This window comes from Pseudomonas sp. DCB_BI (genome assembly GCF_026240995.1).
Classification (GTDB): domain Bacteria; phylum Pseudomonadota; class Gammaproteobacteria; order Pseudomonadales; family Pseudomonadaceae; genus Aquipseudomonas.
Genome location: NZ_JAPFCG010000007.1, coordinates 216,623 through 243,235, shown reverse-complemented (window position 1 = coordinate 243,235; position 26,613 = coordinate 216,623). Strand labels below are relative to the sequence as shown.

Sequence of the window (26,613 nt, the reverse complement as noted above, 5' to 3'; positions counted from 1 at the left end):
TCATTCGAAGTCCGCACAATAACAACACTGGACTCACCATGAAATCGACGATCGACGCCTCCAGCTGGCGCCTTGCTGAAGCTACCGCAATCAATCGTGTGCTGTTTCGAAAAATAGCACTGCGGGTTATCCCTCTGATCTTTGTCGCCTACATCTTCGCCTTCCTTGATCGGGTGAACATCGGCTATGCGAAGCTTCAGATGCTCCCCGACCTAGGCTTGACCGAAAGCCAATACGGCTTCGCGGCGGGCATCTTTTTTATTGGCTACGCGCTGTTCGAGATCCCAAGCAATCTACTGCTAGACAAGATAGGCGCCCGCAAAACCATGACGAGAATCATGGTGCTCTGGGGGCTTGCATCGGCCGCTACCATGCTTGTCACGACCGCACAGCAGCTCTATCTCTTGCGTTTGCTGCTTGGCATCTTTGAAGCTGGATTCTTCCCCGGCGTGATTCTCTATCTGAGCTACTGGTTCCCAAGCTATATGCGCGGTCGAGTCACCGGCACGCTTCTGCTTGCCACACTTGTTGCGCCGATCCTGGGGGGCCCAATCTCCGGCATCATCATGGAGTCAATGAATGGTGTTTCTGGCTTGGCGGGATGGCGGTGGCTGTTCTTGCTTGAAGCCGTACCCATCATCTTCATCGGGATCGCCTGCTTCCTGTTGCTTTGCGATAAGCCCGAACAGGCGCGCTGGCTCAGCACCGATGAGAAGGCTCTGCATCAAGAGCTGATGGCTCATGACAAGGCAACGCTCGACCCGGATGCGGTCAACCCACACAGTGGCCAGGCGATATTCAGCGCGCTCATCGACCCGAAAGTCTATGTGCTGGCGTTCCTCTATTTCAGCTCCGCTCTCGGTACCTACGCGTTCAATTTCTGGCTGCCGACCACGATCCAAAAGCTCGGTGTTTCCAGCATCACCCACATTTCGCTCTACGCAATGCTCCCCTTCACCTGCGCCGCCCTTGGGATGATTTTGATCGGTCGCAGCTCTGACCTGCGACGCGAGCGACGCATGCATTACTGCATCAGTATCTTGTTCGGGGCAGCAATGCTGTCCCTCTCTACCTTCTCTACTTCCCTCCCCCTGTCCCTCGCCTTGTTGGGTGGAGCAGCGTTCGGGTTCAGTGGGGCAATCATCGTCTGCTGGGCAATTCCAGCGACCTACCTCAAAGGCAAAAGTGCGCCGGCAGGGATTGCATTGGTCAGCTCGTTGGGCTCGCTCTGCGGTTTCGCTGCACCTTCGATCATTGGTCTTGCGCGCGAATTGACGGGTAAGGATCACGCGGGCATGTATGCGATCAGCCTGATCATGGTGATCGCAGCGCTCTGCATGCTCACGCTCATGCCTAAGCATGCCCTTGCTGTCGGTAAACCTGACTGACTGATTTCCTCTCCAGTGGCCGGGAAGGCACATGGCCCCGGCTTCTTCGCAATCAATAAGCCCAGGAGACTAGGATGTTCTTGAACCTATCCGAAGAAGAGCAGCTGTACTGCGATGCAGTGGAAGGCACGATCAACAGGGTGGCTCCCGTTGAGCATGTACAGAAGCTGGATAATGCCAAGAAATTTGATTTCGACCTGCATAAAGCACTGGCTGAGCTTGGCGTCTGGGGCGTGGGTATCGACGAAGACTTCGGGGGATCCGGGGGAACGCCCAAGCTGCAGGTTCTGACCCTGGAGGCGCTAGGCCGCAGGGCCACCTCCATGGCAGTCTTCGGCGTCGTTCAGTTCATGGCTACGCGACTGCTCAGCCAATACGGGACGCCACAGCAGCAAGATCAATACCTGGCTAGACTTTGCGCTGGCGAGATCAAAGCATCGTTCTGCCTGACTGAAGAAAGTGGTGGCACTGACATCCTGCAGGCGATGCGCACCAAGGCCAAGCGAGTTGATGACGGTTGGCGACTCACCGGTGGCAAATATTGGATCAGTGGCGCGATCCACGCTGACCTGCTCATTGTCCTCGCTCGCACCGGCGACCACCGCTCGCGCGGCGTAACCATGTTCCTCGTCGATAAGTCAGCACCTGGCGTTTCGGCCTCAGAGATCAATACCTTCGCTATCAACAGCTACGACACCTGCTCTGTTGCCTTCGACGACGTAAAGCTCTCGGATGACGCAGTGCTGGGCGAAGTCGATCAGGGTTTTATCCAAGTGTTGAGCACGCTCAACGCTGAGCGGCTGAACGCCGCTGCAGTTGCCGTTGGGATTGGTCGAGGCGCTCAGCAGCTGGCAGTTGAGTACGCCAAGGATCGCAAAGCGTTCGGGCGACCTATCGGTCAGTTCCAGGCGCTACAGCATCGCCTGGTATATGCCGGCGTCGCGCTGGAGCAGGCGTGGCTCACGACCCAAATGGCTGCGATTGCAGAGGAGCAAGGCCATCAGAATATCGAAGTTTCCAGCGCCGTCGCCAAGCTTGCCGCCAGTAAAGCTGCCAACGAAGCGGTCAGGGTTGGCATGGAGTCAATGGGGGGAGCTGGCTTTGATCTGGAATATCCGATGCAACGCTACTACCGCGATATTCGCCTCTACTCTTTTGCACCACTGACCGACGACATGCTTGCAAACCTGCTGGGTGAGCGCTGGCTTGAGTTGCCTCGATCATTTTGAAATCAAAACCTCGCGATGGGTACTAGAGCGCCGTTATTACAGCTTCAATGCCGCAGGCATGCGTGCATGCCTGCGTAATAGTACACACGCGCACACGAATGAATGAGCAACCTCAAACGACAATTCGTGGCCCTAAAACGCTCATAAACATGCGTTACCTCCCCAAACAACAACAATAAGGAAGGTACATAAGATGTCACGCCATTGCGCAATGCTGATGGGCGCTCTCTGCATCTCCTCATTTCAGGCAAATGCAGCGGAAAACCCATTCTTAGATGACGCAAGACTCCGGCTTACCCATAAGAATTTTTTCTTCCACCGAGATTTCCGTAACGGCAGTTCAAGTGCAACCGGCACAAACGCCTTCAAGCCCGTTAACGAAAGAAATGGTTACGCACAGGAGTGGGCCCAAGGCTTTCTTCTGGATTATCAGTCCGGCTTTACACCCGGAGCAATCGGTCTTGGGGTAGATGCCAATGCCATCTTAGGCCTCAAGCTGAGTGCAGGAGGCGGTACGGCAGGCTTGCGACTGCTACCCATCGACGGCGATGGCAAGCCTGGCGATGAATATTCCAGGGTGGGTGGCGCGCTAAAGCTTCGTGCATCAAAAAGCACGCTGAAGTATGGCGAACAGATGCCAATGACACCTGTACTGGCGGTGAATACTGTTCGGCTATTCCCCAGCGCCGCCACGGGCCTTCAGTTAAACGTTAACGAATTTGACAACTTCACTGTGGAGGCAGGCCACTACACGAGACAGACCGGCGTTGACGCCTCCAACAGCGACGACAAATTCACGACTGACTACGCCCTCAAGCGTGGAGGGACTGCCATCACCTACGACTCGGCTAGTTTTATTGGCGGGCGATACCAGCAAGATAATTTATCGTTAGCTCTCTATGCAGGTCAGTTGGAAGAGGCTTGGCACCAATACTACGGCAACAGTAAGTACGCTTACGCCATTGATGAAGGCCAAAGGGTCGCTTTCGACTTCAACATTTACCGTACCTTAAACTATGGCAAAAGCATCGCGGGCCCCATCAACAACACGTCCTGGTCATTTTCCAGTGCCTACACTACCGGCGGCCATACATTCTCAGTCATTCACCAGCGGGTCAACGGTGACGAACCCTTGGACTGGATCGGCTTTGGCACCATGGGCGGAACCATTACCATCGGGAATGCTGTCCAGTACGCGACGTTCACCGAGGCCAATGAGCGATCCTGGCAACTGAGATACGACTTCGACTTCGCAGCCCTAGGCATACCAGGGCTTAGCTTCATGACGAGATATGTCAGGGGGGATGGTATGAACAACGCGCACAGTCATAACCCCTTCTACACCGCTCGCCACGTGTACGACAACGACAAGGATAACAAGCATTGGGAGAGAAATTTCGATATCAAGTACGTGATCCAGTCTGGGCCGGCGCGCGATTTATCATTTCGTCTCAGGCAATCCACTCACCGGGCTACCAGCGGTTACAGGTACCTCGACATCGATGAGGTCAGGCTGATTACCGAATTTCCATTGAATATTTTCTAAGCTCGGGCGCCGTAGGCGCCCAGGCCATAAGGGATCTCAAAAGCACGTCTTCAAGTTGAATTCATGGCGCCTGTGACCCCTTAGCGGGTGAACCCGCGCCCACCGGGCCGGCCTGTTCACCCCTCGTCCCGCATACTCACACACAACTCCAGAAACCGCGCCGCCGCCCGCGACGGCGTGGCCGCATGCGGCATCAGGATGGAAAACCGCCTGACCAACCCGTGCGGCAATACCTGCAAACGGTGCAGCGCCCCATCCTCATGGCGGATCGACATCGCCGAGACAAAACCGATTCCCATCCCGGCCCGCACCGCCTCCTTCACGCCTTCCACCCCGGCGATCTCCAAGGCCACCCGCATCGCCACGCCATCACGGGCAAACGCGCGCTCGACGATTTGCCGCACCCCCGAACCGCTCTCGCGCAGCACCAATGGGTAGGCCCCCAGCGATGCCAGTGTGTGCTGGTCCTTATCAGCCAGTGGATGGCCGCGCGGCACAATCGCCACGATCTCGTCCTCGCGCCACGCCGTCAACGCCGTACCCAACGGCAGCTCCTGGCCGGGCGGGCCTTCGATCAGGGCAATATCGACACCGTCCAGGGCAGCGACTATCTCCGCCGTGTTGCCATGCGTGGTGGTGACCAGCACGTCCGGATAACGCCCATGAAAATCGGCGATCAGGTAAGGCAACAGGTAGCTGGCCGGGGTGGTACTGGCGCCGATGCGCAAAGTGCCACGCTCCAGCCCCTGCATGGCCTCGCGCAGCGCCTGCGCCTGGCGGAAGGTTTCACGCAGGCGTTCGGCATGCGCCAGCAGCTGCTCGCCAGCCGCCGTCAGCCGCACGCCGCGGCCGGCACGTTGGTAAAGGGGCTCGCCAAACGCTTCCTGCAGCAGCTTGAGCTGGCCGGACACTGCCGGCTGCGACAGGTGCAGGGCCTGAGCTGCATGGCTGATGTTGCCGTGCTCGGCAACCGTGGCGAAAGTTATCAGCTGTTCAGGGGTCATGATTAGAAAATATCAGCTATTCGGATATTTGCCATTTTAAATTACGATTTTTTATAAGCTTATAACCGTATTAACGTAGCCCTTGTCGAAACACCTTTCCGGAGGACTCACATGGCCACGGTTCCGTCCAACCCTGCTTACGCCCCTACCCTTTCTACCAAAGGGCGGCTCAATGGCATTCTGTTCGTCGCGCTGTTCGCGCTGGCGGTCACGCAACTGGCGGCCATGCCCGCTATCGCCAACCTCGGCATCAGCCCGCTGATCGTCGGTATCGTCGCTGGGGCGCTGTATGGCAACGCGCTGCGTGACGGCGTACCGGCAAGCTGGGCGGCAGGTATCAACTTTTCGGCTCGCGGCCTGTTGCGCATCGCCGTGGCGTTCTTTGGCCTGCGGGTAAGCCTGCAGGAAATTGCCGAAGTCGGCTGGTCGGGGCTGATCGTGTCGCTGCTGGTGGTTGGCAGCACCCTGCTGATCGGCCTGTGGTGCGGCATGAAAGTGTTCAAACTGGACCGCGACACCGCCTTGCTGACTGCCGCCGGCAGCGCCATCTGTGGTGCCGCCGCCGTCCTGGCCTTCGAATCGGCGCTGCGCAGCGCCCCGCACAAAAGCGCCATGGCAGTGGGTAGCGTGGTGTTGTTCGGCACCTTGTCGATGTTCCTCTACCCCCTGGCGATCAACGCCGGCTGGCTGCACCTGGACACCATGGGCGCCGGGCTGCTGCTGGGCGGCACCCTTCATGAAGTCGCACAGGTGGTTGGCGCCGCCAGCAACGTCAGCCCCGAGGCCACGCATATCGCCACCATCGTCAAGATGACCCGGGTCATGCTGCTGGTGCCGGTGTTGCTGCTGGTGGGCCTGTGGATCAGCCGTTCGCGCCAGGCCGGCCAGGCGCAGGGCAACGGGCGCATCGCCATGCCCTGGTTCGCCTTCGGCTTCCTCGCCCTGGTGCTGGTGAATTCGCTGCAGGTATTGCCTGGCAGCGTGACCCAGGCGGTCAACAGCCTGGACACCTTTGCCCTGACCATGGCCATGACGGCCCTGGGCATGGAGACCCGTTTCAGCCAGATCCGCCAGGCCGGGCCACGGGCGCTGGCTACCGGGGCGCTCCTCAACCTGTGGCTGGTGGGGGGTGGCCTGGCGATTACCCTGGGGGTACAGAAGCTGTTGGGCTGAGCCAATCCCAAGGTTTTTCGCAGCCCCCCTCGTGGGAGTCCAATTTTCTAGGTATGGTGGTGTCAAAGAAGGATGTTTTACCCGCACAGGAAAGACTTAGATGCCTCAACGCCATGTCATCAATGCATCCGTCAGCCCCAAAGGCAGCCTGGAGACGCTGTCACAACGTGAAGTGCAGCAATTGAGTGAAGTCGGTACCGGTAGCCTTTACACCCTGTTCCGCCAGTGCGCCCTGGCCATCCTCAACACCGGCGCCCATGTCGACAATGCCAAGACCATTCTCGAGGCCTACAAGGACTTCGAGGTGCGTATCCACCAACAGGACCGAGGCGTACGCCTGGAGCTGCTGAATGCCCCGGCTGACGCGTTTGTCGATGGCGAGATGATCGCCAGCACCCGCGAGATGCTGTTCAGCGCCCTGCGCGACATCGTCTACACCGAAAGCGAACTGGCCAGCCAGCGCATCGACTTGGAAAGCTCCCAGGGCATCACCGACTACGTATTCCACCTGCTGCGCAACGCCCGCACCCTGCGCCCCGGTGTGGAGCCGAAGATGGTGGTGTGCTGGGGCGGCCACTCGATCAGCAGCGAGGAGTACCAATACACCAAGAAGGTCGGCCACGAGCTGGGCCTGCGCAAGCTGGACGTGTGCACAGGCTGCGGCCCGGGTGTGATGAAGGGCCCGATGAAGGGCGCCACCATCGCCCATGCCAAGCAGCGCATGCACGGCAGCCGCTACCTGGGCCTGACCGAGCCGGGCATCATCGCTGCCGAGGCACCCAACCCGATCGTCAACGAACTGGTGATCCTGCCGGACATCGAGAAGCGCCTGGAAGCCTTCGTACGTGTCGGCCACGGCATCATCATCTTCCCCGGCGGTGCCGGTACGGCAGAGGAGTTCCTCTACCTGCTGGGCATCCTCATGCACCCGGACAACCGCGACGTGCCGTTCCCGGTGGTGCTCACCGGCCCGCGCAGTGCCGAGCCTTACCTGCAACAGCTGCACGCTTTCGTCGGCGCCACCCTGGGTGAGGCGGCGCACCGCCTGTACGAGATCATCATCGACGACCCGACGGAAGTCGCCCGGCGCATGGTCGAAGGGCTGAAGGCGGTGAAGCAGTTCCGCCGCGAGCGCAATGATGCCTTCCACTTCAACTGGCTGCTGAAGATCGAGGAGAGCTTCCAGCGCCCCTTCGACCCGACCCACCAGGCCATGGCCGAGCTGGACCTGCGCCGAGAGCTGCCTGCGCATGAGCTGGCGGCCAACCTGCGCCGGGCCTTTTCCGGCATTGTTGCCGGCAACGTCAAGGACAAGGGTATCCGCCTGATCGAGGAGCACGGCCCCTATCAAATTCACGGCGACAGTGCCGTGCTCGACCCGCTGGGCCGGCTGCTGCAGGCGTTCGTCGACCAGCACAGGATGAAGTTGCCTGGCGGCGCGGCCTATGTACCCTGTTATCAAGTTGCAACCTGACCCATCTCGATCTGGCTTTTGATCTTGATGTTCGCGACTTTCAGGAGGCCGGACGCAGGCCTCCTGAAGCCGCAATCTGCGGCACCTCTGCTACCGCGCGCTTAGAAGCAAATCAACGCGAGCGCGACGGGATCTTGCCTTGTGTCTGGCTCAATGTCCCGCCGACGCCGGCCCCGCCTTGGCGGTAAACGGTGGCTTGGCAAACCACACCAACAGGATCAACCCGGCAAACACCCAGGTCATCAAGGTGAAGTAGTCCACCGTCGACATCATGTAGGCCTGCCCGTTAAGTATCTGCTCCAGCTGCGCATAACTCTGCGGGGTGGCACCACCCAGTTGTTCAAGGGTATGCCGCGTTGCCGGGTCGAACTGGCTGATGTTCTCGCTCAGGTAGGCATGATGCTGGTCCGCCCGACGAATCCAGATCCACGTCGTCAACGAAGCGGCAAAGCTCCCGCCCAGAGTACGAAGGAAGGTCGCCAGCCCCGAGCCATCGGCAATCTGGTGCGGTGGCAGGTCGGACAGCAGGATGCTCAAGGTCGGCATGAAGAACAGCGCCACCCCTATCCCCATGAACAACTGCACCAACGCCACATGTTGGAAATCCACCTCGCTGGTGAACCCCGCACGCATGTAGCAACTGGTACCGATCGCCAGGAACGCCAGCCCCGCCAACACCCGCAGGTCGAACCGGTGGGCATACTTGCCCACGAACGGCGACATGATCACCGGCAGCAGGCCGATAGGCGCCACCGCCAGGCCCGCCCAGGTCGCGGTATAACCCATCTGCGTCTGCAACCACTGCGGCAGGATCAGGTTGATCCCGAAGAACCCGGCATAACCACCGACCAGCACAATCGTGCCAACGCGGAAGTTACGGTGCACGAACAGGCGCAGGTTGACCACCGGGTGCCGGTCGGTCAGCTCCCAGATCACGAACACCGCCAGGAACACTACCGAGATCAGGCTGCCGACAATGATGAACGACGACTCGAACCAGTCCAGGTCGTTGCCTTTGTCCAGCACCACCTGCAAGGCCCCCACGCCGATGATCAACGTCATCAGCCCGATGTAGTCCATCGGCTGGCGGCTGGTGACCACTGGCCGCGCGCGCATCTGCTGGCGCACCACAGCGGCGGCGAACAGGCCGATCGGCACGTTGATGAAGAAGATCCACGGCCAGCTGTAACTGTCGGTGATCCAGCCCCCCAGAATCGGCCCGGCGATGGGCGCCACCACCGTGACCATCGCCAGCAGTGCCAACGCCATCCCCCGCTTCGCCGGGGGGTAGACAGCAATCAGCAACGTCTGGGTCATCGGGTAAAGCGGCCCGGCGACCACACCTTGCAGCACACGAAAGCCGACCAGTTCGGGCATCGACTGCGCGATACCGCACAGGAACGACGCCAGCACGAACAGCAGCGTGGCCCAGATGAACAGTTTCACCTCCCCAAAGCGCCGGCTCAGCCAGCCCGTCAATGGCAAGGCGATGGCATTGCTCACCGCGAACGAAGTGATGACCCAGGTGCCCTGCTCGTAGCTCACCCCCAGGTTGCCGGAAATGGTCGGCAAGGCGACGTTGGCAATGGTGGTGTCCAGCACCTGCATGAACGTCGCCAGCGACAGGCCGATGGTGGTCAGCAGCAGGCTTGGCGGCGTGAACTGCGCAGCGGCATTGTTGCTCATCGCTGCGCCGTCTTGCCCGGAGCGCTGTTTTCATGAATCAGCTGGGCGATCAGGTGGTCGGCTTCGACCAGCTGGCGGTCATAGACCTGGGTGGTGTAGCTGGCTTGCTGGGGTGGCTGCTGGGCTAGGGTCGGGCCGCTCTGGTCGTGCAAGTCGACCTCCACCACGGTGGACAGGCCAATACGCAGCGGGTGGTCCTTGAGCTGGTCCGGGCTCAGGTGAATTCGCACGGGTACGCGCTGGACGATCTTGATCCAGTTGCCGGTGGCGTTCTGCGCCGGCAACAGGGCGAAAGCGCTGCCGGTACCAGCGCCGAGGCTGTCGACCGTGCCGCTGTACTTGACGTCGCTGCCATACAGGTCGGCACTGATTTCCACCGGTTGGCCGATGCGCATGTCACGCAGCTGGGTTTCCTTGAAGTTGGCGTCGATCCACACCTGGTCGAGCGGGATTACCGCCATGGTCGCAGTGCCCGGCTGCAGGCGCTGGCCCAACTGCACGGTACGTTTGGCGACGTAGCCGGTGACCGGCGCCACCAAGGTAGTGCGGGCGTGGTCGAGGTAGGCTTGACGCAGGTCGGCTGCGGCCGCCATGACCTCGGGGTGCGAGGACACCACGGTGTCGTCGACCAGCGCGCTGCTGGTGCTCAGCTGCTGGCGAGCACTGTTGACCGCAGCCTGGGCCACGCTCAGGTCATCGCGGGCGTGGGACAGTTCTTCTGCGGCTATCGCCCCGCTGTCGGCCAGCACTTTGCGCCGGTTGAAGTCCTGCTGCGCCTTGCGCAGTTCGGCCTGGCGCGTTTCCAGCTGGGCCTTGAGCGAGTCGACGTTGCTGTACAACCCGCGCACTTGCCGCACAGTACGTGCCAGCTTGGCTTCTGCGGACTGCAGGGCCACTTCGCTGTCGGCCGGGTCGAACTGCAGCAACACCTGGCCAGCATGCACCAGGTCGCCGTCATCGGCGCCAATGCTGGTGACCGTACCGGTGACCAGCGGGGTGATCTCCACCACGTTGCCATTGACGTAGGCATCGTCGGTGCTTTCGTGCCAGCGACCGACCAGGCTGTACCAGGCCCAGGTGCCGATACCGGCAAGGATCACCAGTAACAACAGGCCAAGCAGCCAGGCTTTACGCTTGCGCGAAGGCTCGGGCGCGGCGGAGGGAGTCGGGGTGTCTGCGGGAGTAGCCATGACAATACCTTGGATAATTCGTGACAGGGTTCAACGGTCGCCAAAGCGGCGGATCGTCAACGGGTCGCCAGCAGCGAGCAGGACTTTGGCCAGCAGGCCTTCCAGGGCCTTCAACTCCTCTGGGGCCAACGCACCGCACAATTCGTTCATGGCGCCAGCGCCGATTTCCGGCAGGCGGTCGGCCAGGCGCTGACCGTCGGCAGTCAGCGCCAGGCGCACCAGTCGGCGGTCATCGGCACAGCGGGTGCGCACGATCAGGCCCTTCTGCTCGAGGCGGTCGAGCATGCGGGTCATCGAACCGCTGTCCAGACCCAGGTAGCGGCAGAGCTCCGCTGGGGTATCCACCTGGTACTGGGTGACGATGATCAGCACCTTGAACTGCGCGGCAGTGACGCCCTCAGATTCAAGATGCCAGTCGAGGATGCGGTCCTTGAGGATCGCCGCCCGGCCAAGCAGCATGCCGATGGCGCAGGTCTGGAAGTTTTCGGGAGAAAAATGGGCCATCAGGGACTGCTCGGGTAATTGTGTAAAAATATTACTGCCTAGGCAGTGAATGTCAAAGCTTTGATTAGCCTGCTATGGAAAATTCATGATTTTGCTTCGATGGGCTCAACACGAACCGTGAGGCACAACAGAACCCGAGTCGCAGTTACAACGCTCGCAGGCCCAACGCTTCGACCGCCCCGCAGGCAATGGCCATGCCCACCAACTCTGCCAGGCTGGTGGCCTGCAGGCGCTTCATCACTCGACCGCGGTACAGGTCGACGGTTTTCACGCTGATGCCCAGTTGCTCGGCGATCTCACGGTTGTTCAAGCCTTGGGCCAACGGCACGAACACATCCCGCTCACGTGGGGTCAGGCTGTCTATACGCGCTTGCACCAGTGCTTGCGCCTGGTCGCCCTGCCGCGCCCGCCCGGCGTGCTCCAACGCCGCCTGCACACTATCGAGCAGCAACTGGTCGTTGTAAGGTTTTTCAATGAAGTCGCAGGCTCCGGCCTTGAACGCCCGCACCACGATCGGCACATCGGCATGGCCGCTGACAAAGATTACCGGCAGCCCCAGGCCACGCTCGCGCATCGCCTGCTGCACGGCCAAACCGCCCAGCCCCGGCATGCGTACATCCAGCAACACACAGGTGGGGCCATCATCGACGCAAGCATCGAGAAACGCCTGCCCGCTGGCGAACGGCAGGGCCTGCAAGCCCACCGACTGCAGCAGCCAGACTGTCGAGTCACGCATCCCCTGGTCATCATCGACCACATACACTTTCGCTTGCACCGCCACACTCCCCCCTTATCCCCTGCTGACCGCCAGCCGGCAGCACAGTACCAGACCACCGCCGTCACCCGCCCGCGCCCACAGGCTGCCGCCGAAGCCTTCGATCAGGCTGCGGCTCATGCTCAAGCCAAGGCCCAGGCCGTCCGCCTTGCTGGTGGTGAACGGCGTGAAGATTTCATCCAGCCGTTCAGGTGCAACGCCCCGGCCTTGGTCGGCGACCTCGATCTGCACGCCGTCGCCCTCGCGCGCAGCACCGAGCAGGATACGTGACGGCCGCTCGCCATGCTGCTCGCGGTTGGCATCGATGGCATTGCGCAGCAGGTTGAGCAGTACCTGCTCCAGGAGCACCCGGTCGGCATAGACCAAGGGCAACTGCCCCTCCATGCGCAATTCCACCTGCACCTGGTCACGCGCCGCTTCCCACGCACACAGGCGCATGGCTTCACCGGCCACCTCGGCCACATCCAGGGCCTGCAGGCGCCGTGGCCCTTTGCGCAAGAAGGCGCGCAGGCGGCGAATCACCTCGGCCGCATGAGTAGCCTGCTGGCTGATGCGCAGCAGGCCTTCCCCTACCCGTTCGCGGGCCAGGGGATCGTGCTCCAGGCTTTGCAAGTAGCGCTGACTGGCGTTTGCATAGTTGACCACCGCGGCCAGTGGCTGATTGATCTCGTGGGCAATGCCCGAGGCCAGCTCACCCAGGGTGGACAGGCGCGCACTATGGGCAAGGCTTTCCTGCGCTTCGATGCGCAAGGTGATGTCGCGAGACACACTGACTACCTCCACTACCGCGCCGGTGTAGGTCTCGCGGATCGCCCGGCTGGCGATTTCGAACCACCGGTAGCCGCCGCTCGCCTGGCGTACCCGGCAGGTCATGGTGTGGTAGCCGTCCTGGTCCAGAGCCGCGGCCGCCTGGCGCAGCACCTGGCGGCGCTCCCGCGGGTGCAGCAGGCTGTGCACGCGCAGGCCACGCAGTTGCTCGGGCCACAGCCCCAACAGGCGGTAGGCGGCCGGTGAAGCATCGAGAAAGCGGCCATCTGGGCTGTGCCGCGAGATCAGGTCGGTGGTGTTTTCGATAATCAGCCGGTACAGGCGCCGTGCGCGGCTGGCTTCGCGTGCACCTTGGCGCTCTTCGCTGGCGTCACGGCAGCGGCCCAGCACGCGCTGGCCCTGATCGTCCGGCATGAAGGTCCACAGCACGACGCGCTCGCCAACCTGCACCTCGACGTCACTGATTGCCCGGTGCTGCCGCAGGCAGGCACGTACCAGCGCCGCGCAGTTTGCCGGCAGCCAACTGTGCAGCGCCGGCCCTTCGGCGACCCACGCCTGCAATGCCGGGTTTAGCGCCAGTGGGCTGGCATCGCCGGCCAGCAGCAGGCTGGGTTGGGGGTCGTTGGCGAGCAAGGGGGAAACAGTGTTATCCAAAGTGGCCGGCTCTTTTTATAGTAGTTTTACTATATTGCTATAGTCGATATTCCTACTACCATAGCGAATCGCGTAAAACTGCGACAGAGGGAGCGGCCCACCGTCCGGTTCCCTGCACCCTGAACAGAGCTAACAATCAGCCACCGGGGGCCAGGCAGCACAGCTGCGCCTGCCTCCCTTACAGGACTACCGCATGTCGATCTATGCCCAGGGCCTGATGCCCGCTGCCGTCAACCATATCGCCTTGACCCCGCTGAGCTTCATCGAGCGCACCGCTGCCGTGTACGGCAGCTACCCCGCAGTGATCCACGGCGCCATCCGCCGCAACTGGCAGGAAACCTACCAGCGCTGCCGGCGCCTGGCCAGCGCCCTGGCCGGCCGCGGTATTGGTCGAGGCGACACCGTGGCGGTCATGCTGCCCAACACCCCCGCCATGCTCGAAGCCCACTTCGGCGTGCCCATGACCGGTGCCGTGCTCAATACCCTGAACGTTCGCCTGGACGCCGAAGCCATCGCCTTCATGCTGCAGCATGGCGAGGCCAAGGTACTGATCACCGACCGCGAGTTCCACACCGTCATCGAGGCTGCCCTGGCGCTGCTGCAGCACCCGCCGCTGGTAGTCGATGTGGATGACCCGGAGTACGGCGAAGGCCGCGCGGTCAGCGCGCTGGACTATGAAGCCTTGCTCGCCGAAGGCGACCCGGAATTTGCCTGGGAATGGCCGGATGACGAGTGGCAGGCAATTTCGCTGAACTACACCTCCGGCACCACGGGCAACCCCAAGGGCGTGGTCTACCACCACCGTGGCGCCTACCTGAACGCCCTGGGCAACCAGATGACCTGGGCCATGGGCCACCGCCCGGTGTACCTGTGGACCTTGCCGATGTTCCACTGCAACGGCTGGTGCTACCCCTGGACCATCACTGCCCTGGCCGGTACCCACGTGTTCCTGCGGCGGGTCGATCCGCAGAAAATCCTGACCCTGATCCGTGAACACCGGGTCAGCCACTTGTGCGGCGCGCCGATCGTGCTCAACGCGCTGGTCAACATGCCCGAAGCGGCCAAGGCTGCCATCGAGCACCCGGTACAGGCCATGGTCGCCGGCGCCGCACCACCTGCCAAGGTCATTGGCGCAGTGGAAGAAATGGGCATCAAGGTGACCCACACCTATGGCCTGACCGAAGTCTACGGCCCGGTGACCGTGTGCGCCTGGCACGACGAATGGGACGAACTGCCACTGGAAGCGCGCGCACGGATCAAGTCCCGCCAGGGCGTGCGTTACCCGACCCTCGATGGCCTGATGGTCGCCGACCCGCAAACCCTCGAACCGGTGCCGCGCGACGGCGATACCCTGGGTGAGATCTTCATGCGGGGTAACACGGTGATGAAGGGCTACCTGAAAAACCCCGAGGCCACCGCTGAAGCCTTCCGGGGTGGCTGGTTCCACACCGGTGACCTGGCGGTGTGGCACGCCGACGGCTACGTCGAGATCAAGGACCGGCTCAAGGACATCATCATTTCGGGTGGCGAGAACATTTCCACCATCGAGGTCGAAGACGCGCTGTACAAGCACCCAGCAGTGCTCGAGGCCGCCGTGGTAGCCCGCCCGGACGAAAAATGGGGCGAAACACCGTGCGCCTTCGTTGCCCTCAAGCCAGGCCGGGAAGACACCCGTGAGGCCGACCTCACCACCTGGTGCCGCGAGCACCTGGCCGGGTTCAAGGTGCCGAAGACCGTGGTGTTTGGCGAGTTGCCCAAGACCTCCACCGGCAAGATCCAGAAGTACCTGCTGCGCGACCGGGCCAAAGCACTCTGACGCCCGCGCGGTCAACCTCACTTTTTCAAGAGCAACCGATGACCACCTATTCCGCCCCCCTGCGCGATATGCGCTTCGTCCTGCACGACGTGTTCAACGCCCCGGCCCTCTGGGCCCGCCTGCCTGCCCTGGCCGAGCGCATCGACGCCGACACCGCAGACGCCATCCTCGAAGAAGCCGCCAAGGTCACCAGCCAGCTCATCGCACCGCTCAGCCGCAACGGTGACGAGCAAGGCGTACGCTTCGATGCCGGTACGGTTACCACCCCCGATGGTTTCCCTGAAGCCTGGAACATCTACCGCGCGGGCGGCTGGGTGGGCCTGGGCGGCAACCCAGAGCACGGCGGCATGGGCATGCCCAAGATGCTCGGGGTGCTGTTCGAAGAAATGCTCTATGCCGCTGACTGCAGCTTCAGCCTGTATTCGGCGTTGAGCGCCGGCAGTTGCCTGGCAATCGACGCCCACGCCAGCGAGGCACTCAAGGCCACCTACCTGCCGCCACTGTACGAAGGCCGCTGGGCTGGCACCATGTGCTTGACCGAACCCCATGCCGGCACCGACTTGGGGCTGATCCGCAGCCGCGCCGAACCCCAGGCCGATGGTAGCTACCGTATCAGTGGCAGCAAGATTTTCATCACCGGTGGCGAACAGGACCTGACCGAGAACATCGTCCATCTGGTGCTGGCCAAGCTGCCGGATGCGCCTGTCGGCGCCAAAGGTATCTCGCTGTTTCTGGTGCCCAAGTACCTGGTCGAGGCCAATGGCGGATTGGGCGAGCGCAACGCTGCCCATTGCGGTTCGATCGAGCACAAGATGGGCATCAAGGCGTCGGCCACCTGCGTGATGAATTTCGACGGTGCCACCGGCTACCTGGTCGGCGAGCCGAACAAGGGCTTGGCAGCGATGTTCACCATGATGAATTACGAGCGCCTGTCCATCGGCATCCAGGGTATCGGCTGCGCCGAAGCCTCCTACCAGAGCGCCGCCCGTTATGCCAACGAGCGCCTGCAAAGCCGTGCGGCCACAGGCCCGCAGGTGCAAGACAAGGTCGCCGACCCGATCATCCACCACGGCGATGTGCGGCGCATGCTGCTGACCATGCGCACCCTTACCGAAGGCGGCCGGGCGTTCGCCGCCTACGTTGGCCAGCAGCTTGACCTGGCGCGCTACGCCGAGAATGCCGGTGAGCGCGAGCATGCCCAGGGCCTGGTGGCACTGCTGACCCCGGTCGCCAAGGCATTTTTCACCGACAACGGCCTGGAAAGCTGCGTACTCGGCCAGCAGGTGTACGGCGGCCATGGCTATATTCGCGAATGGGGCCAGGAGCAACGCGTGCGTGATGTGCGCATTGCGCAGATCTATGAAGGCACCAACGGCATCCAGGCCCTCGACCTGCTCGGGCGCAAGGTGCTGGCTGATGGCGGGCAGGCACTGGCCAGCTTTGCCGCGGAGGTGCGGGCGTTCAGCGTGAGCGCACCCCTGCACCGTGAGGCTTTGCAGGCCAGCCTGGCGCGGCTGGAGGTGACCAGCGCCTGGCTACGGGCACAGGCCGTTGAAGATGCCAACCTGGTCAGCGCGGTGGCGGTGGAGTATCTGCACCTGTTCGGGCTGACCGCCTATGCCTATATGTGGGCGCGGATGGCGGCAGTGGCGCTGGCCAGGCGCGAGCAAGACAGCGCTTTTTACGGGGCCAAGCTGGCGTGTGCGGCGTTCTTCTTCCAGCGGGTATTGCCGCGGGGGTTAGGGTTGGAGGCCAGTATTCGGGCAGGCAGCGCCAGCCTTTACGGGCTGGAGGCAACGCAGTTCTGATGAACCGCCGGGGGCGCATTGCGCCCCCTTCCCGACCTGATGCCGCTCTCCCACCTCAGGCACAGGCGCGCGAAGGGTTCTCAAACACTGGAAAACCGTTGCAAATCCGACGAAAAACCGTCACAACTGATAGTCATTCGCCATTACGCCGGTTCTCGGGGGCCCTTCAGCAAGGGTAGAATGCGCAAAACCCGGAGCCGCAATGAACCACGACCGCCTCAATCCCAGCCCAGACGATGCCATCACCGACGCCGCCGCGCATTGGTGCATGCGCCTGCATGCCGAAGATTGCACAGCGGCCGAGCGTGAGGCATTCGCCCGCTGGCAGGGGGCTGACCCGCGGCATGCCGAGGAATACCAGGCGATGCTGGAAATCTGGCAAACCGCCGATCTGCTGCCGCGCACGGCCACCGTCATCGACTTCAATCCGCCCGTCAGGCCAGCCGCGCGCCCGCGCAGCTGGCGGCCGCTGGCATCGGCCGCCGCCATCGCCCTGGCGGTGCTGCCGCTGGCCGGCTGGATGGGGTGGGAGCAGGGCTGGCTCCCCAACCACTACCAGCACTTCGAAGCCGGCGATCGCATGCAGACCGTAGAGCTGAGCGACGGCAGCACGGTGCAACTCAACCTCAATACCGAGCTTACCTACCTCAACTACAAGGATCAGCGCCAGGTCACGCTCAAGCGTGGCGAGGCGTTCTTCAAGGTACAGCACGACAGCAGTCACCCGTTCGTCGTACGTGCAGGGCGCGGCCAGACGCGCGTCACCGGCACCCAGTTCAACGTGTGGAAGTATCAGGACCAGGTCAAGGTGACGCTGGTGGAAGGTTCGGTGCTGGTTTCCAGCGACGGCAGCGCCGGCGGCTATCGCCTCGGCCCTGGCATGCAGGCCAGCTATCACAAGGGTGATTTCGAGCCGCAACTGGAACAGAGCGACGACTACAGCAATAGCCTGGCCTGGCGCAACGGCAAGCTGGTACTCGACAACCTGAGCCTTGAACAGGCACTGCCGATGATAAACCGCTACCTCGATGCGCCGCTGCTGCTGGCCGATGCCAGCACCGGGCGCATTCGCATCAGCGGCGTCTACAACACCCGTGAAGTGGGGCGCCTGGTCAATAACCTGCCCAAAGTGCTGCCGGTCTACCTGACCCGCAGCAAGGACGGCAGCACCGTGCTCAACCGCATCTCGCCGCCGCCCGACAAGGGCTGACGCCCTCCCCGTCTTACAAGGTCATCGCCGCCAGCCAGCCGAACACCAGCAGTGGCAGGTTGTAGTGGATGAAGGTAGGCACCACGGTGTCCCAGATGTGGTGGTGCTGGCCATCTACGTTCAACCCCGAGGTCGGGCCCAGGGTCGAGTCCGAGGCCGGCGACCCCGCATCGCCCAGGGCACCGGCAGTGCCGACGATGCACACGGTGGCCAGCGGGTCGAAGCCCAATTGCACGCACAGCGGCACAAAGATCGCGGCCAGGATCGGCACAGTGGAAAACGACGAACCGATGCCCATGGTCACCAGCAGGCCCACCAGCAACATCAACAACGCGCCAACACCCTTGCTGTGGTCTATCCACTGCGCCGAGGTTTCCACCAGGCTTTGCACCTCACCCGTGGCTTTCATTACGTCGGCAAAACCGGACGCGGCAATCATGATGAAGCCGATCATGGCCATCATCTTCATGCCTTCGGTGAACAGGCCGTCGGTATCCTTCCACTTGACGATGCCCGACAGCGAGAAGATCAGGAAGCCGACCATGGCGCCGATGATCATCGAATCCAGCAACAACTGGACAATGAACGCGGCGGCGATTGCCAACCCGGCCACCAACAAGGTGAGCGGGTTGTACTGCACACTGACCTGCTCCACCTGCTCGATGCGCGCCAGGTCGTAGTCACGCTTGCGGCGGTAGCTGACGAACACCGCCAGCAACAGGCCGACGAGCATGCCGGCGGCCGGAATGGCCATGGCATGGGTGACATTGACGCCACTCACATCGATACCGGCCCGGGCGACGTTGGCCAGCAGGATTTCATTGAGGAAGATGTTGCCGAAACCCACCGGCAGGAACATGTACGGGGTGATCAGGCCGAAGGTGATCACGCAGGCGATCAGGCGGCGGTCGATGCGCAGACGGGTCAGCACGTACAGCAGCGGTGGTACCAGCAGCGGGATGAAAGCGATGTGGATGGGCAGGATGTTCTGCGATGAAACCGCGACCACCAGCATCAGGCCGATCATCAACCATTTGACCTTGCCGCCATGGGTGTGGCCCTGGCGGTCGATCATGGCCAGGGCACGGTCGGCCAGGGCATGCGCCAGGCCGGACTTGGCAATCGCCACGGCAAAGGCGCCGAGCAGCGCGTAAGACAAGGCCACCGTGGCGCCGCCACCCAGGCCGCCGTTGAAGGCCTTGAGCGTGCCTTCGATACCCAGGCCCCCGACCAGCCCACCGACCAGGGCCCCAATGATCAGGGCGATGACCACGTGCACGCGGGACAGGCTGAGTATCAGCATGATGCCGACCGCGGCGATCACTGCATTCATGGTTGGCTTACCTCATTGCGACAGAAAAAAGCGCGAACTCTGAAGCAGTGGGCGGCAGATGTCAAAAATGCCACGTCGCGGCGGCTTACCAATGCCTGGCGCGAGGACCGCATCGGCAGAAATTAAATTGAACGTTTGAATAAAGAAAAATGCACGCGCGCCGACACAGTCGCTAGCCACACTCTTATTACAAGGGATCCGCCCCATGCCTTTGCGACAACTTTCCATCCAGTGGAAGATCACCCTGCTCGCCGGTCTCTGCCTGGCCGGCATCGTTACCCTGCTCGTCGGCCTGTCGCTGTACCGCATGGACCACAGCTCGGACCTGGTCAAGGCCAGCAGCATGCAGATGCTGAGCGAAGCGGCGCAGTCACGCATCGAGTCGCAAGGTGAAGTGCAGGCGCTGAACATCCGTCGCCAGTTCATGGACGCCTACCAGTACGGCGCAGGATTTGCCCGCCAGGTGCTGTTCCTGCGCGAGCAGGCAGAAAAACGCTTTCTCGATGCGTTCGACCTGCGCGAGGACATGACCCGCCAGGTACGCGCCGCCCTGCAGGCCAACCCCGACCTGCTCGGCCTGTCGCTGGTGTTCGAGCCTGACGCGCTGGACAACAAGGACAGCCTGTTCGCCGGCAAGGCAGAACTGGGCAGCAACGAAACCGGGCGCTTTGCCCTGTATTGGTCGCAACCGCGCGCCGGCCAGTTGACCTCGATGGCCCTGCCCGAACATGACATGGCCGACACCAAAATCGGCCCCAGCGGCCAGCCGGCCAACACCTGGTGGGTATGCCCGCGTTCGTCCGGCAAGGTCTGCGTGGTCGAACCCTATTTCTACAACATCGATGGCCAACAGGTGCTGATGACCAGCATCGTCTTCCCGCTGGCGGTCGATGGCAAGATCATTGCCACCCTGTCCATCGACATCAACCTCGACAGCCTGCAGGCCCTGAGCCAGGAGGCCAGCCGCAGCCTCTACGAAGGCCGCACCACGGTCGGCATCCTCAGCCCGGTCGGTTTGCTGGCCGGCTACAGTGCCGACGCCAGCAAGCTGGCCCAGCGCTTCGACCAGGTCGACCCGGCCAAAGGCGCCGAACTGGTACGCAAGCTGGCCGATGGCAAGCTGAGCATCCTGCACGACCAGCAGCGCCTGAAGGTGCTGGCGGCATTCCGGCCGATCCCCGACGCTCAGCCTTGGGGCGTGTTGCTGGATGTACCGGAAAACGCCCTGACCGGGCCAGCCGAAACCCTGAAGCAGGAACTGGACGCGCTGAACACCAGCGGCACCCTGCTGGAGCTGGGCCTGGGGCTGGCCGCCGCAGTCATCGGCCTGCTGCTGGTCTGGCTGATGGCCCGTGGCGTTACCCGGCCGATCCTGGGCGTGGCCGCCATGCTCAAGGACATCGCCAGCGGCGAAGGCGACCTGACCCGTCGCCTGACTTACCAGAAGCATGACGAACTGGGTGAACTGGCCGGCTGGTTCAACCGCTTCCTCGACAAGCTGCAGCCGACCATCGCCGAGGTCAAGCGCTCGGTGCAGGCCGCCCGCGGCACTGCCGACCAGTCCTCGGCGATTGCCACGCAAACCAGCGCCGGCATGGAGCAGCAGTACCGCCAGGTCGACCAGGTAGCCACGGCCTCGCACGAAATGAGCGCCACCGCCCAAGACGTCGCTCGCAGCGCCGCCCAGGCCGCGCAGGCCGCGCGCGAGGCTGACCAGGCGACCCGTGAGGGCCTGGCAGTGATCGACCGTACCACCACCAGCATCGATACCCTGGCCGCCAACATGAGCGACGCCATGGCCGAAGTCGAAGGCCTGGCACAGAACAGCGAGAAGATCGGCTCGGTGCTGGAGGTGATCCGCTCGATCGCCGAACAGACCAACCTGTTGGCGCTCAACGCCGCCATCGAGGCAGCCCGCGCCGGTGAGGCCGGCCGTGGATTTGCGGTCGTCGCTGATGAAGTGCGTAACCTGGCCCAACGCACCCAGGAATCGGTGGAAGAAACCCGCCAGGTCATCGAAGCGCTGCAGAACGGCACCCGTGAAGTGGTCGGTGCCATGGACCACAGCCACCGCCAGGCACAAGGCGGCGTGGAACAGGTCGGCCAGGCGGTCACCGCACTGCAGCGCATCGGCCAGGCGGTCACGGTGATCACCGACATGAACCTGCAGATCGCCTCGGCCGCCGAGGAACAAAGCGCGGTGGCCGAGGAAATCAACAGCAACGTGGCAACCATCCGCGATGTGACCGAGTCGCTGTCGGGCCAGGCCAACGAGTCGGCGCGGGTCAGCCAGTCGCTGAACAGCCTGGCCAACCAGCAGCAGGCACTGATGGACCAGTTCCGCGTTTGAGGCAAAGGGGCTACGCCTGTGGCCCCGCAGCTGGCTTCACCTCGTCGTCTACACTTGCCTCCACTGTCGACGACGAGGTATGCATGAAAAGAATTCCAGCACTGCTGGCCGGGCTGCTGATGACAGTGGGCCTGGCCAGCACCGATAGCGCCGCATCCGCAGAAAAGCCAGCCCCCATCCATTTTGGTGCCATCACCTGGGAAAGCGGCGCACTGACCACCGAAATCCTGCGGGTTATTGTCGAGCGTGGCTACGGCTACCCCACCGACACCCTCCCAGGCAGCACCGTCAGCATGGAAGTGGCTTTGGCGCGCAACGACATCCAGGTAATCGCCGAGGAATGGGCCGGGCGCAGCCCTGCCTGGGTCAAGGCCGAACAGGCCGGCCAGGTGATCGCAGTGGGCGACACGGTGAAGAATGCCGAGGAAGGCTGGTGGGTGCCGGCCTATGTGATCGAGGGCGATGCTGAACGCAAGCTGAAACCCGTGGCCCCCGAGCTGCGAAATGTCGAAGACCTGAAACGCTACCCGCAGGTGTTCCGCGACCCCGAATCACCCGACAAAGGGCGTTTTCTCAACAGCCCCAGCGGCTGGACCTCAGAGATCGTCAACACCCAGAAGCTCAAGGCCTATGGGCTGAATGATCTGTATAGCAACTTCCGCAGTGGCTCCGGCGCTGCCATGGATGCCGAGATCGCCTCGGCCATCCGCCGCGGCCAACCGGTGTTGTTCTACTACTGGAACCCGACGCCGCTGATGGGCCGTTACAAGCTCATCCGGCTGGAAGAACCACCATTCGACGCCCAAGCCTGGGCTACGCTCACCGACGCCAGCAACCCCAACCCCAAGGGCAGCCGCTCCCTGCCGGCGAAACTGTCAATCGGCGTGTCCAAGGCCTTTCATGAACAATACCCACAACTGGTAAGCGTGTTCGAACAGGTCGACCTGCCCATCGACAAGCTGAACAAGGCCTTGGCTGAGATGAGCGAGCAACGCACGCCGGCGCGCGAGGCTGCCCTGGACTTCCTGCGTGATAATCGCGAGGTGTGGAAACCCTGGCTGCCGACGGACGTTGCCGCCAAGGTCGAGGGCAGCCTGTGAGCGGGGGCTTTCCGCAATCCCTGCAGTTCTCGTTTGCCGACATCGTCAACCGCCTGGTCGACTGGCTGGTGCTGAACTACGGCGACCACCTGCGCAGCGTCTCTGACCAACTGCTGCAAGTGCTGGTCGGCCTGGAAAACCTGCTGCGTCTGATTCCCTGGTGGCTCCTGTTGCTGCTGGTCGGGTTGCTGGCCTGGCATGCCAGCCGCAGCCTGCTGCGCAGCGCCGTGCTGGTGGTACTGCTGGCACTGATCGGTATGCTCGGGTTGTGGGACAAACTGCTGCAGACCTTGGCCCTGGTGCTGGTGAGCACCGGCTTGTGCGTGCTGGTAGGGGTGCCGCTGGGTATCCTGCTGGCTTACCGGCCAATGGCCAGGCGGTTGCTGTTGCCGGTACTGGATGTGATGCAGACGCTGCCGGCTTTCGTCTACCTGATTCCGGTGCTGATGCTGTTCGGCCTGGGCAAGGTGCCCGCCGTGTTCGCCACGCTGATCTATGCCCTGCCGCCGCTGGTGCGCCTGACCGAACTGGGTTTGAGCCAGATCGACCCGTCGTTGCTGCAGGCCGCGCACGGCCTGGGTGCCAGCCGCTGGCAGCGGTTGCGACGCATTGCCCTGCCGCTGGCGTTGCCGAGCATCATGGCCGGCCTGAACCAGTCAGTGATGATGGCCTTGTCGATGGTGGTGGTGGCGTCGATGATTGGCGCCCGCGGGTTGGGTGAAGATGTACTGGCCGGGATCCAGACCCTGAATGTCGGCCAGGGTGTAGAGGCAGGCCTGGCCATTGTTGCCCTGGCCATGGTGATCGACCGGATCAGCCAAGCCTATGGGCGCAGTACACGCTAAGCGGTGTTGACCGCAACCGACCACGGAACACTGACCATGCTGCACCTGCTGCTGACCACCTTGCTACCGATCATCCTGCTGATTGCCCTGGGCACTTTCCTGCGCCTGAGGGGGTTTCTGGCAGAACACTTCTGGCCCGGCGCCGAGCGCCTGAGCTACTACGTGCTGCTGCCGTCACTGTTCCTGCACGGCTTGGCCACCGCCAACCTCGATGGCGTACCCGTGCTGGGCATGGTCGGCGCACTGATGCTCTCGACCTTGGCCGGTGCAGCATTGCTGGTGCTGTACCAGGGAATGGTGAGCCACGATGGCGCCGACTTCACCTCGGTGTTCCAGGGCGGTATCCGCTTCAACAACTACATCGGCGCCACCCTGGCCGCGGGCATCTACGGCAGTGCCGGGATTGCCCTGGCGGCGGTGGCCAACGCGGCCATCGTGCCCTTGGTCAACCTGCTTTGCGTGCTGGTGTTCGCCCGTTTCAGTGCCCGCCACAGCTCACCGGCCGACGTACTGCGGGCGATCTTCGCCAACCCGCTGATTGTCGGCTGCGCGGCCGGCCTGCTGCTGCGGGTTACCGGCCTGGGTCTGCCGCCGGGCATCGAACCCACCGTCAAAGCCTTGGGCCAGGCCGCCCTGCCACTGGGCCTGCTGTGCGTGGGGGCGGCACTGGGTGGCGCCAGCCTCGGGCAGCAAGTGCGCCCGCTGATGGCGGCGTCGATGTTCAAGTTCATGGTCATGCCACTGACCACCTGGGGCCTGTGTCGTTTGCTCGGCCTGAGTGGCCAGGCGGCGGTGGTGGCCGTGCTGTTCCAGGCGCTACCTACCGCTTCGTCGTCCTATGTAATGGCCCGGCAGATGGGCGGCAATGCACCTCTGATGGCGACCATCATCGCCCTGCAGACCGTGGCGGCCGCCGCCACCCTGCCTTTGGTGTTAATGCTTACGCTTGACTAGACTGTGACTCATCCCACAGTTCGGAAACTTGCCCATGCGCTTTTCGTGGATGGTGATCGGTTTGATCTCGGCCCTGCTCGCAGGCCCATTGCATGCGGCCGATCCGGCCAAGGCCGCGGTTGCCGAGGACAAGGCCGAAGCGCTCGAAGAAAAGGTAGTCGAGGATGCACCACCGCCGCAAAAAGCAGAGAAGCTGACCCCGAGCGAAGCACAGGCGGTCGACCCGGCTGGCAAGGCACCGCTGGATGACAGCATCACCTGCCTGGCCCGCACCATCTACTGGGAAGCCAAAGGTGCCGACAAGGAAGATATGACGGCCGTGGCCAGCGTGGTGCTCAACCGACTGGGCCACGATGGCTTTCCGGATACCATCTGCGGTGTGGTCAAGCAGGGTGTGGAAAGCAAGGCCTGCCAGTTTTCGTGGTGGTGTGACGGGCGCTCGGACCAGGTCGAGGAAGCGCAACGCTACGACGTGGCCAAGGAGATCGCGCGCAAGGCGCTGAACCAGCAGTTACCGGACCCTACCGGGGGCGCGTTGTACTTCCATGACCGCACGGTGAGCCCGGATTGGGCCAAGGCTTATCGCCGCACGGCCAAGACCACGCATTTCCTGTTCTACAAACCCAACCAAGCGCTGGCCCGTTGAACAGGCAGATCAGAAGGCGATGCTGCAGGTTGACGTTGCCGTTCGCGCCGGCACTGGTCGGGCTGGGTCCGATAAGTTTCGGCATTGCTTCCAGCCGATGTTACGAATGATTACCAAGTAGTCGCACTTTTCCGCAGGCCAGTGGTCTACTCCCTCTTTTGCCGCCAGCAACGATTGCCGGCGTTTTCATTGCTTTGCACGAGCCCGGGCCAAAAGCCGCGGGCTTGTGTAGGATGAGCAGCGCATACCACGACGCTGCCAGTCATAGGGAGATCCACATGCGCGTCCTGTCATCCGTTGCCGCCTTGTCGCTGGGCCTGCTCGTTTCGAGCGGGGCACTGGCTGCCACCGGCGAAGAGGCGCAACTGATCGATTCGATCAATGTCTACCGCAGCCAGGCCCAGCCCTGCGGCGGCGAGGCATCGCTGGAACTGCCGCCCCTCAACAGTGACACTCGCCTGGCACTGTCGCCAGAGGGTACCCGCGACCTGCAGCAGGCGATGACCCGCGCCGCCTACCCCATGGTCAACGTGCAGGCCATCAGCCTGTCAGGGCCGCGCGATGCGCGTGCGGCCATGCATGCCATCGAAGAAAGCTTTTGCCAGGTGGTGCTCGACCCGCAGTTCGTCGATATCGGCGTCAGCCAGGAAGGCCGCGACTGGCGCATCGTGCTGGCCCGGCCACTGCTCAGCGGCCGCCTCGGCGACTGGCAGGCCGAAGGGCAAAAGCTGCTGCAGGAGATCAACGCTGCGCGCCAAGTACCGCGCCAGTGTGGCGGCCAGCCCTTCGCCGCTGCGCCGGCTTTGAGCTGGAGCACGGTACTGGCCGGGGTCGCCGCCAACCATACGCGGGCCATGGCCAACCAGAACTTCTTCGACCACATCGACAAGGATGGCCGCACCCCCGGTGACCGGGCAGAACTGGCCGGCTACCTGTACCAGCAGATCGGTGAGAACATCGCCGCCGGGCGTGATACTGCGCGCAAGGTGGTCGATGGCTGGCTGGACAGCCCAGGGCACTGTGCCACGCTGATGAACCCGGACTTCCGCGAGCTGGGAGCCGCCTATGCGGTAGACCCGAAGAGCGATGCCGGCATCTATTGGACAGGGTTGTTCGGCACGCCGCAGTAAGCCTACCTGAGGGCGATCGATGCGGGAGTG

21 protein-coding genes and 1 pseudogene are annotated in these 26,613 nt (G+C 62.7%); 15 read left to right on the top strand and 7 right to left on the bottom strand.

The genetic code is table 11. From position 1 onward, the window contains the following. The first annotated feature begins 38 nt into the window (after window positions 1-38). The 3 genes from OO258_RS10315 to OO258_RS10305 all read left to right on the top strand — a co-directional run bounded on the left by OO258_RS10315 (window position 39) and on the right by OO258_RS10305 (window position 4,163). On the top strand, window positions 39-1,388 hold the full coding sequence (locus tag OO258_RS10315; protein WP_266030224.1) for an MFS transporter: 1,350 nt from the start codon (window positions 39-41) through the stop codon (window positions 1,386-1,388). Window positions 1,389-1,462: 74 nt separating this feature from the next. After that, window positions 1,463-2,617, top strand: coding sequence for an acyl-CoA dehydrogenase family protein (locus OO258_RS10310; RefSeq protein WP_266030222.1), 1,155 nt, complete (start codon window positions 1,463-1,465; stop codon window positions 2,615-2,617). Between the two features lie 193 nt (window positions 2,618-2,810). Then, window positions 2,811-4,163: an OprD family porin gene (locus tag OO258_RS10305; RefSeq protein WP_266030220.1), complete on the top strand. Its 1,353-nt coding sequence runs from the start codon at window positions 2,811-2,813 to the stop codon at window positions 4,161-4,163. Window positions 4,164-4,279: 116 nt separating this feature from the next. On the opposite strand, the gene OO258_RS10300 is transcribed toward OO258_RS10305, so the two are convergent. Next, the gene (locus OO258_RS10300; protein WP_266030219.1) at window positions 4,280-5,167 is read right to left on the bottom strand and encodes a LysR family transcriptional regulator; all 888 of its coding nucleotides are present in this window, start codon (window positions 5,165-5,167) and stop codon (window positions 4,280-4,282) included. Window positions 5,168-5,278: 111 nt separating this feature from the next. On the opposite strand from OO258_RS10300, the gene OO258_RS10295 reads away from it, so the two are divergent. Continuing rightward, window positions 5,279-6,340: a YeiH family protein gene (locus tag OO258_RS10295; protein WP_266030218.1), complete on the top strand. Its 1,062-nt coding sequence runs from the start codon at window positions 5,279-5,281 to the stop codon at window positions 6,338-6,340. A gap of 100 nt (window positions 6,341-6,440) precedes the next feature. Beyond that, on the top strand, window positions 6,441-7,814 hold the full coding sequence (ppnN, locus tag OO258_RS10290; RefSeq protein WP_266030217.1) for a nucleotide 5'-monophosphate nucleosidase PpnN: 1,374 nt from the start codon (window positions 6,441-6,443) through the stop codon (window positions 7,812-7,814). Window positions 7,815-7,964: 150 nt separating this feature from the next. On the opposite strand, the gene OO258_RS10285 is transcribed toward ppnN, so the two are convergent. The 5 genes from OO258_RS10285 to OO258_RS10265 form a co-directional block, all read right to left on the bottom strand. Continuing rightward, complete coding sequence (locus OO258_RS10285; protein ID WP_266030216.1) at window positions 7,965-9,500, bottom strand: DHA2 family efflux MFS transporter permease subunit; 1,536 nt, start codon at window positions 9,498-9,500, stop codon at window positions 7,965-7,967. Continuing rightward, window positions 9,497-10,690 carry an HlyD family efflux transporter periplasmic adaptor subunit gene (locus OO258_RS10280; RefSeq protein WP_266030215.1) on the bottom strand — a complete coding sequence of 398 codons (1,194 nt, stop codon included), beginning with the start codon at window positions 10,688-10,690 and terminating at the stop codon, window positions 9,497-9,499. The genes OO258_RS10285 and OO258_RS10280 overlap by 4 nt, the downstream gene beginning before the upstream one ends. 30 nt (window positions 10,691-10,720) lie before the next feature. Further along, window positions 10,721-11,194, bottom strand: coding sequence for a MarR family winged helix-turn-helix transcriptional regulator (locus tag OO258_RS10275; protein WP_110744100.1), 474 nt, complete (start codon window positions 11,192-11,194; stop codon window positions 10,721-10,723). 145 nt (window positions 11,195-11,339) lie between these two features. Further along, a complete protein-coding gene (locus OO258_RS10270; RefSeq protein WP_266030214.1) occupies window positions 11,340-11,969 on the bottom strand; it encodes a response regulator transcription factor in 630 nt (209 codons plus the stop codon). 15 nt (window positions 11,970-11,984) lie between these two features. Beyond that, window positions 11,985-13,391, bottom strand: coding sequence for a sensor histidine kinase (locus tag OO258_RS10265; RefSeq protein WP_266030213.1), 1,407 nt, complete (start codon window positions 13,389-13,391; stop codon window positions 11,985-11,987). Window positions 13,392-13,584: 193 nt separating this feature from the next. Here OO258_RS10265 and OO258_RS10260 point away from each other — a divergent pair, with 193 nt between their 5' ends. The 3 genes from OO258_RS10260 to OO258_RS10250 all read left to right on the top strand — a co-directional run bounded on the left by OO258_RS10260 (window position 13,585) and on the right by OO258_RS10250 (window position 18,225). Continuing rightward, the gene (locus OO258_RS10260; protein ID WP_266030211.1) at window positions 13,585-15,207 is read left to right on the top strand and encodes an acyl-CoA synthetase; all 1,623 of its coding nucleotides are present in this window, start codon (window positions 13,585-13,587) and stop codon (window positions 15,205-15,207) included. A 38-nt stretch (window positions 15,208-15,245) separates the two neighbouring features. Further along, the gene (locus OO258_RS10255; protein ID WP_266030210.1) at window positions 15,246-17,015 is read left to right on the top strand and encodes an acyl-CoA dehydrogenase C-terminal domain-containing protein; all 1,770 of its coding nucleotides are present in this window, start codon (window positions 15,246-15,248) and stop codon (window positions 17,013-17,015) included. Between the two features lie 202 nt (window positions 17,016-17,217). Continuing rightward, window positions 17,218-18,225, top strand: coding sequence for a FecR family protein (locus tag OO258_RS10250; RefSeq protein ID WP_266030209.1), 1,008 nt, complete (start codon window positions 17,218-17,220; stop codon window positions 18,223-18,225). Between the two features lie 13 nt (window positions 18,226-18,238). Here the strand turns inward: OO258_RS10250 and OO258_RS10245 are convergent, their stop codons facing one another. Then, complete coding sequence (locus tag OO258_RS10245; protein ID WP_266030207.1) at window positions 18,239-19,558, bottom strand: Na+/H+ antiporter family protein; 1,320 nt, start codon at window positions 19,556-19,558, stop codon at window positions 18,239-18,241. A gap of 205 nt (window positions 19,559-19,763) precedes the next feature. Here OO258_RS10245 and OO258_RS27630 point away from each other — a divergent pair. The 7 genes and pseudogenes from OO258_RS27630 to OO258_RS10215 form a co-directional block, all read left to right on the top strand. Next, window positions 19,764-21,050: pseudogene (locus tag OO258_RS27630) on the top strand (HAMP domain-containing protein); the annotation flags it as partial. Between the two features lie 102 nt (window positions 21,051-21,152). After that, complete coding sequence (locus OO258_RS27625) at window positions 21,153-21,908, top strand: methyl-accepting chemotaxis protein (protein ID WP_416309204.1); 756 nt, start codon at window positions 21,153-21,155, stop codon at window positions 21,906-21,908. An 83-nt stretch (window positions 21,909-21,991) separates the two neighbouring features. Beyond that, a complete protein-coding gene (locus OO258_RS10235) occupies window positions 21,992-23,008 on the top strand; it encodes an ABC transporter substrate-binding protein (protein ID WP_266030205.1) in 1,017 nt (338 codons plus the stop codon). Then, entirely contained in the window at window positions 23,005-23,853 is an 849-nt protein-coding gene (locus OO258_RS10230) for an ABC transporter permease (RefSeq protein WP_110744109.1), read from the top strand. Before OO258_RS10235 ends, OO258_RS10230 begins: the two co-directional genes overlap by 4 nt. 36 nt (window positions 23,854-23,889) lie before the next feature. Continuing rightward, window positions 23,890-24,807, top strand: coding sequence for an AEC family transporter (locus OO258_RS10225; protein ID WP_266030203.1), 918 nt, complete (start codon window positions 23,890-23,892; stop codon window positions 24,805-24,807). Window positions 24,808-24,841: 34 nt separating this feature from the next. Continuing rightward, on the top strand, window positions 24,842-25,453 hold the full coding sequence (locus OO258_RS10220; protein WP_266030202.1) for a cell wall hydrolase: 612 nt from the start codon (window positions 24,842-24,844) through the stop codon (window positions 25,451-25,453). 278 nt (window positions 25,454-25,731) lie between these two features. After that, window positions 25,732-26,583 carry a CAP domain-containing protein gene (locus OO258_RS10215; RefSeq protein ID WP_266030201.1) on the top strand — a complete coding sequence of 284 codons (852 nt, stop codon included), beginning with the start codon at window positions 25,732-25,734 and terminating at the stop codon, window positions 26,581-26,583. Window positions 26,584-26,613: the final 30 nt, after the last annotated feature.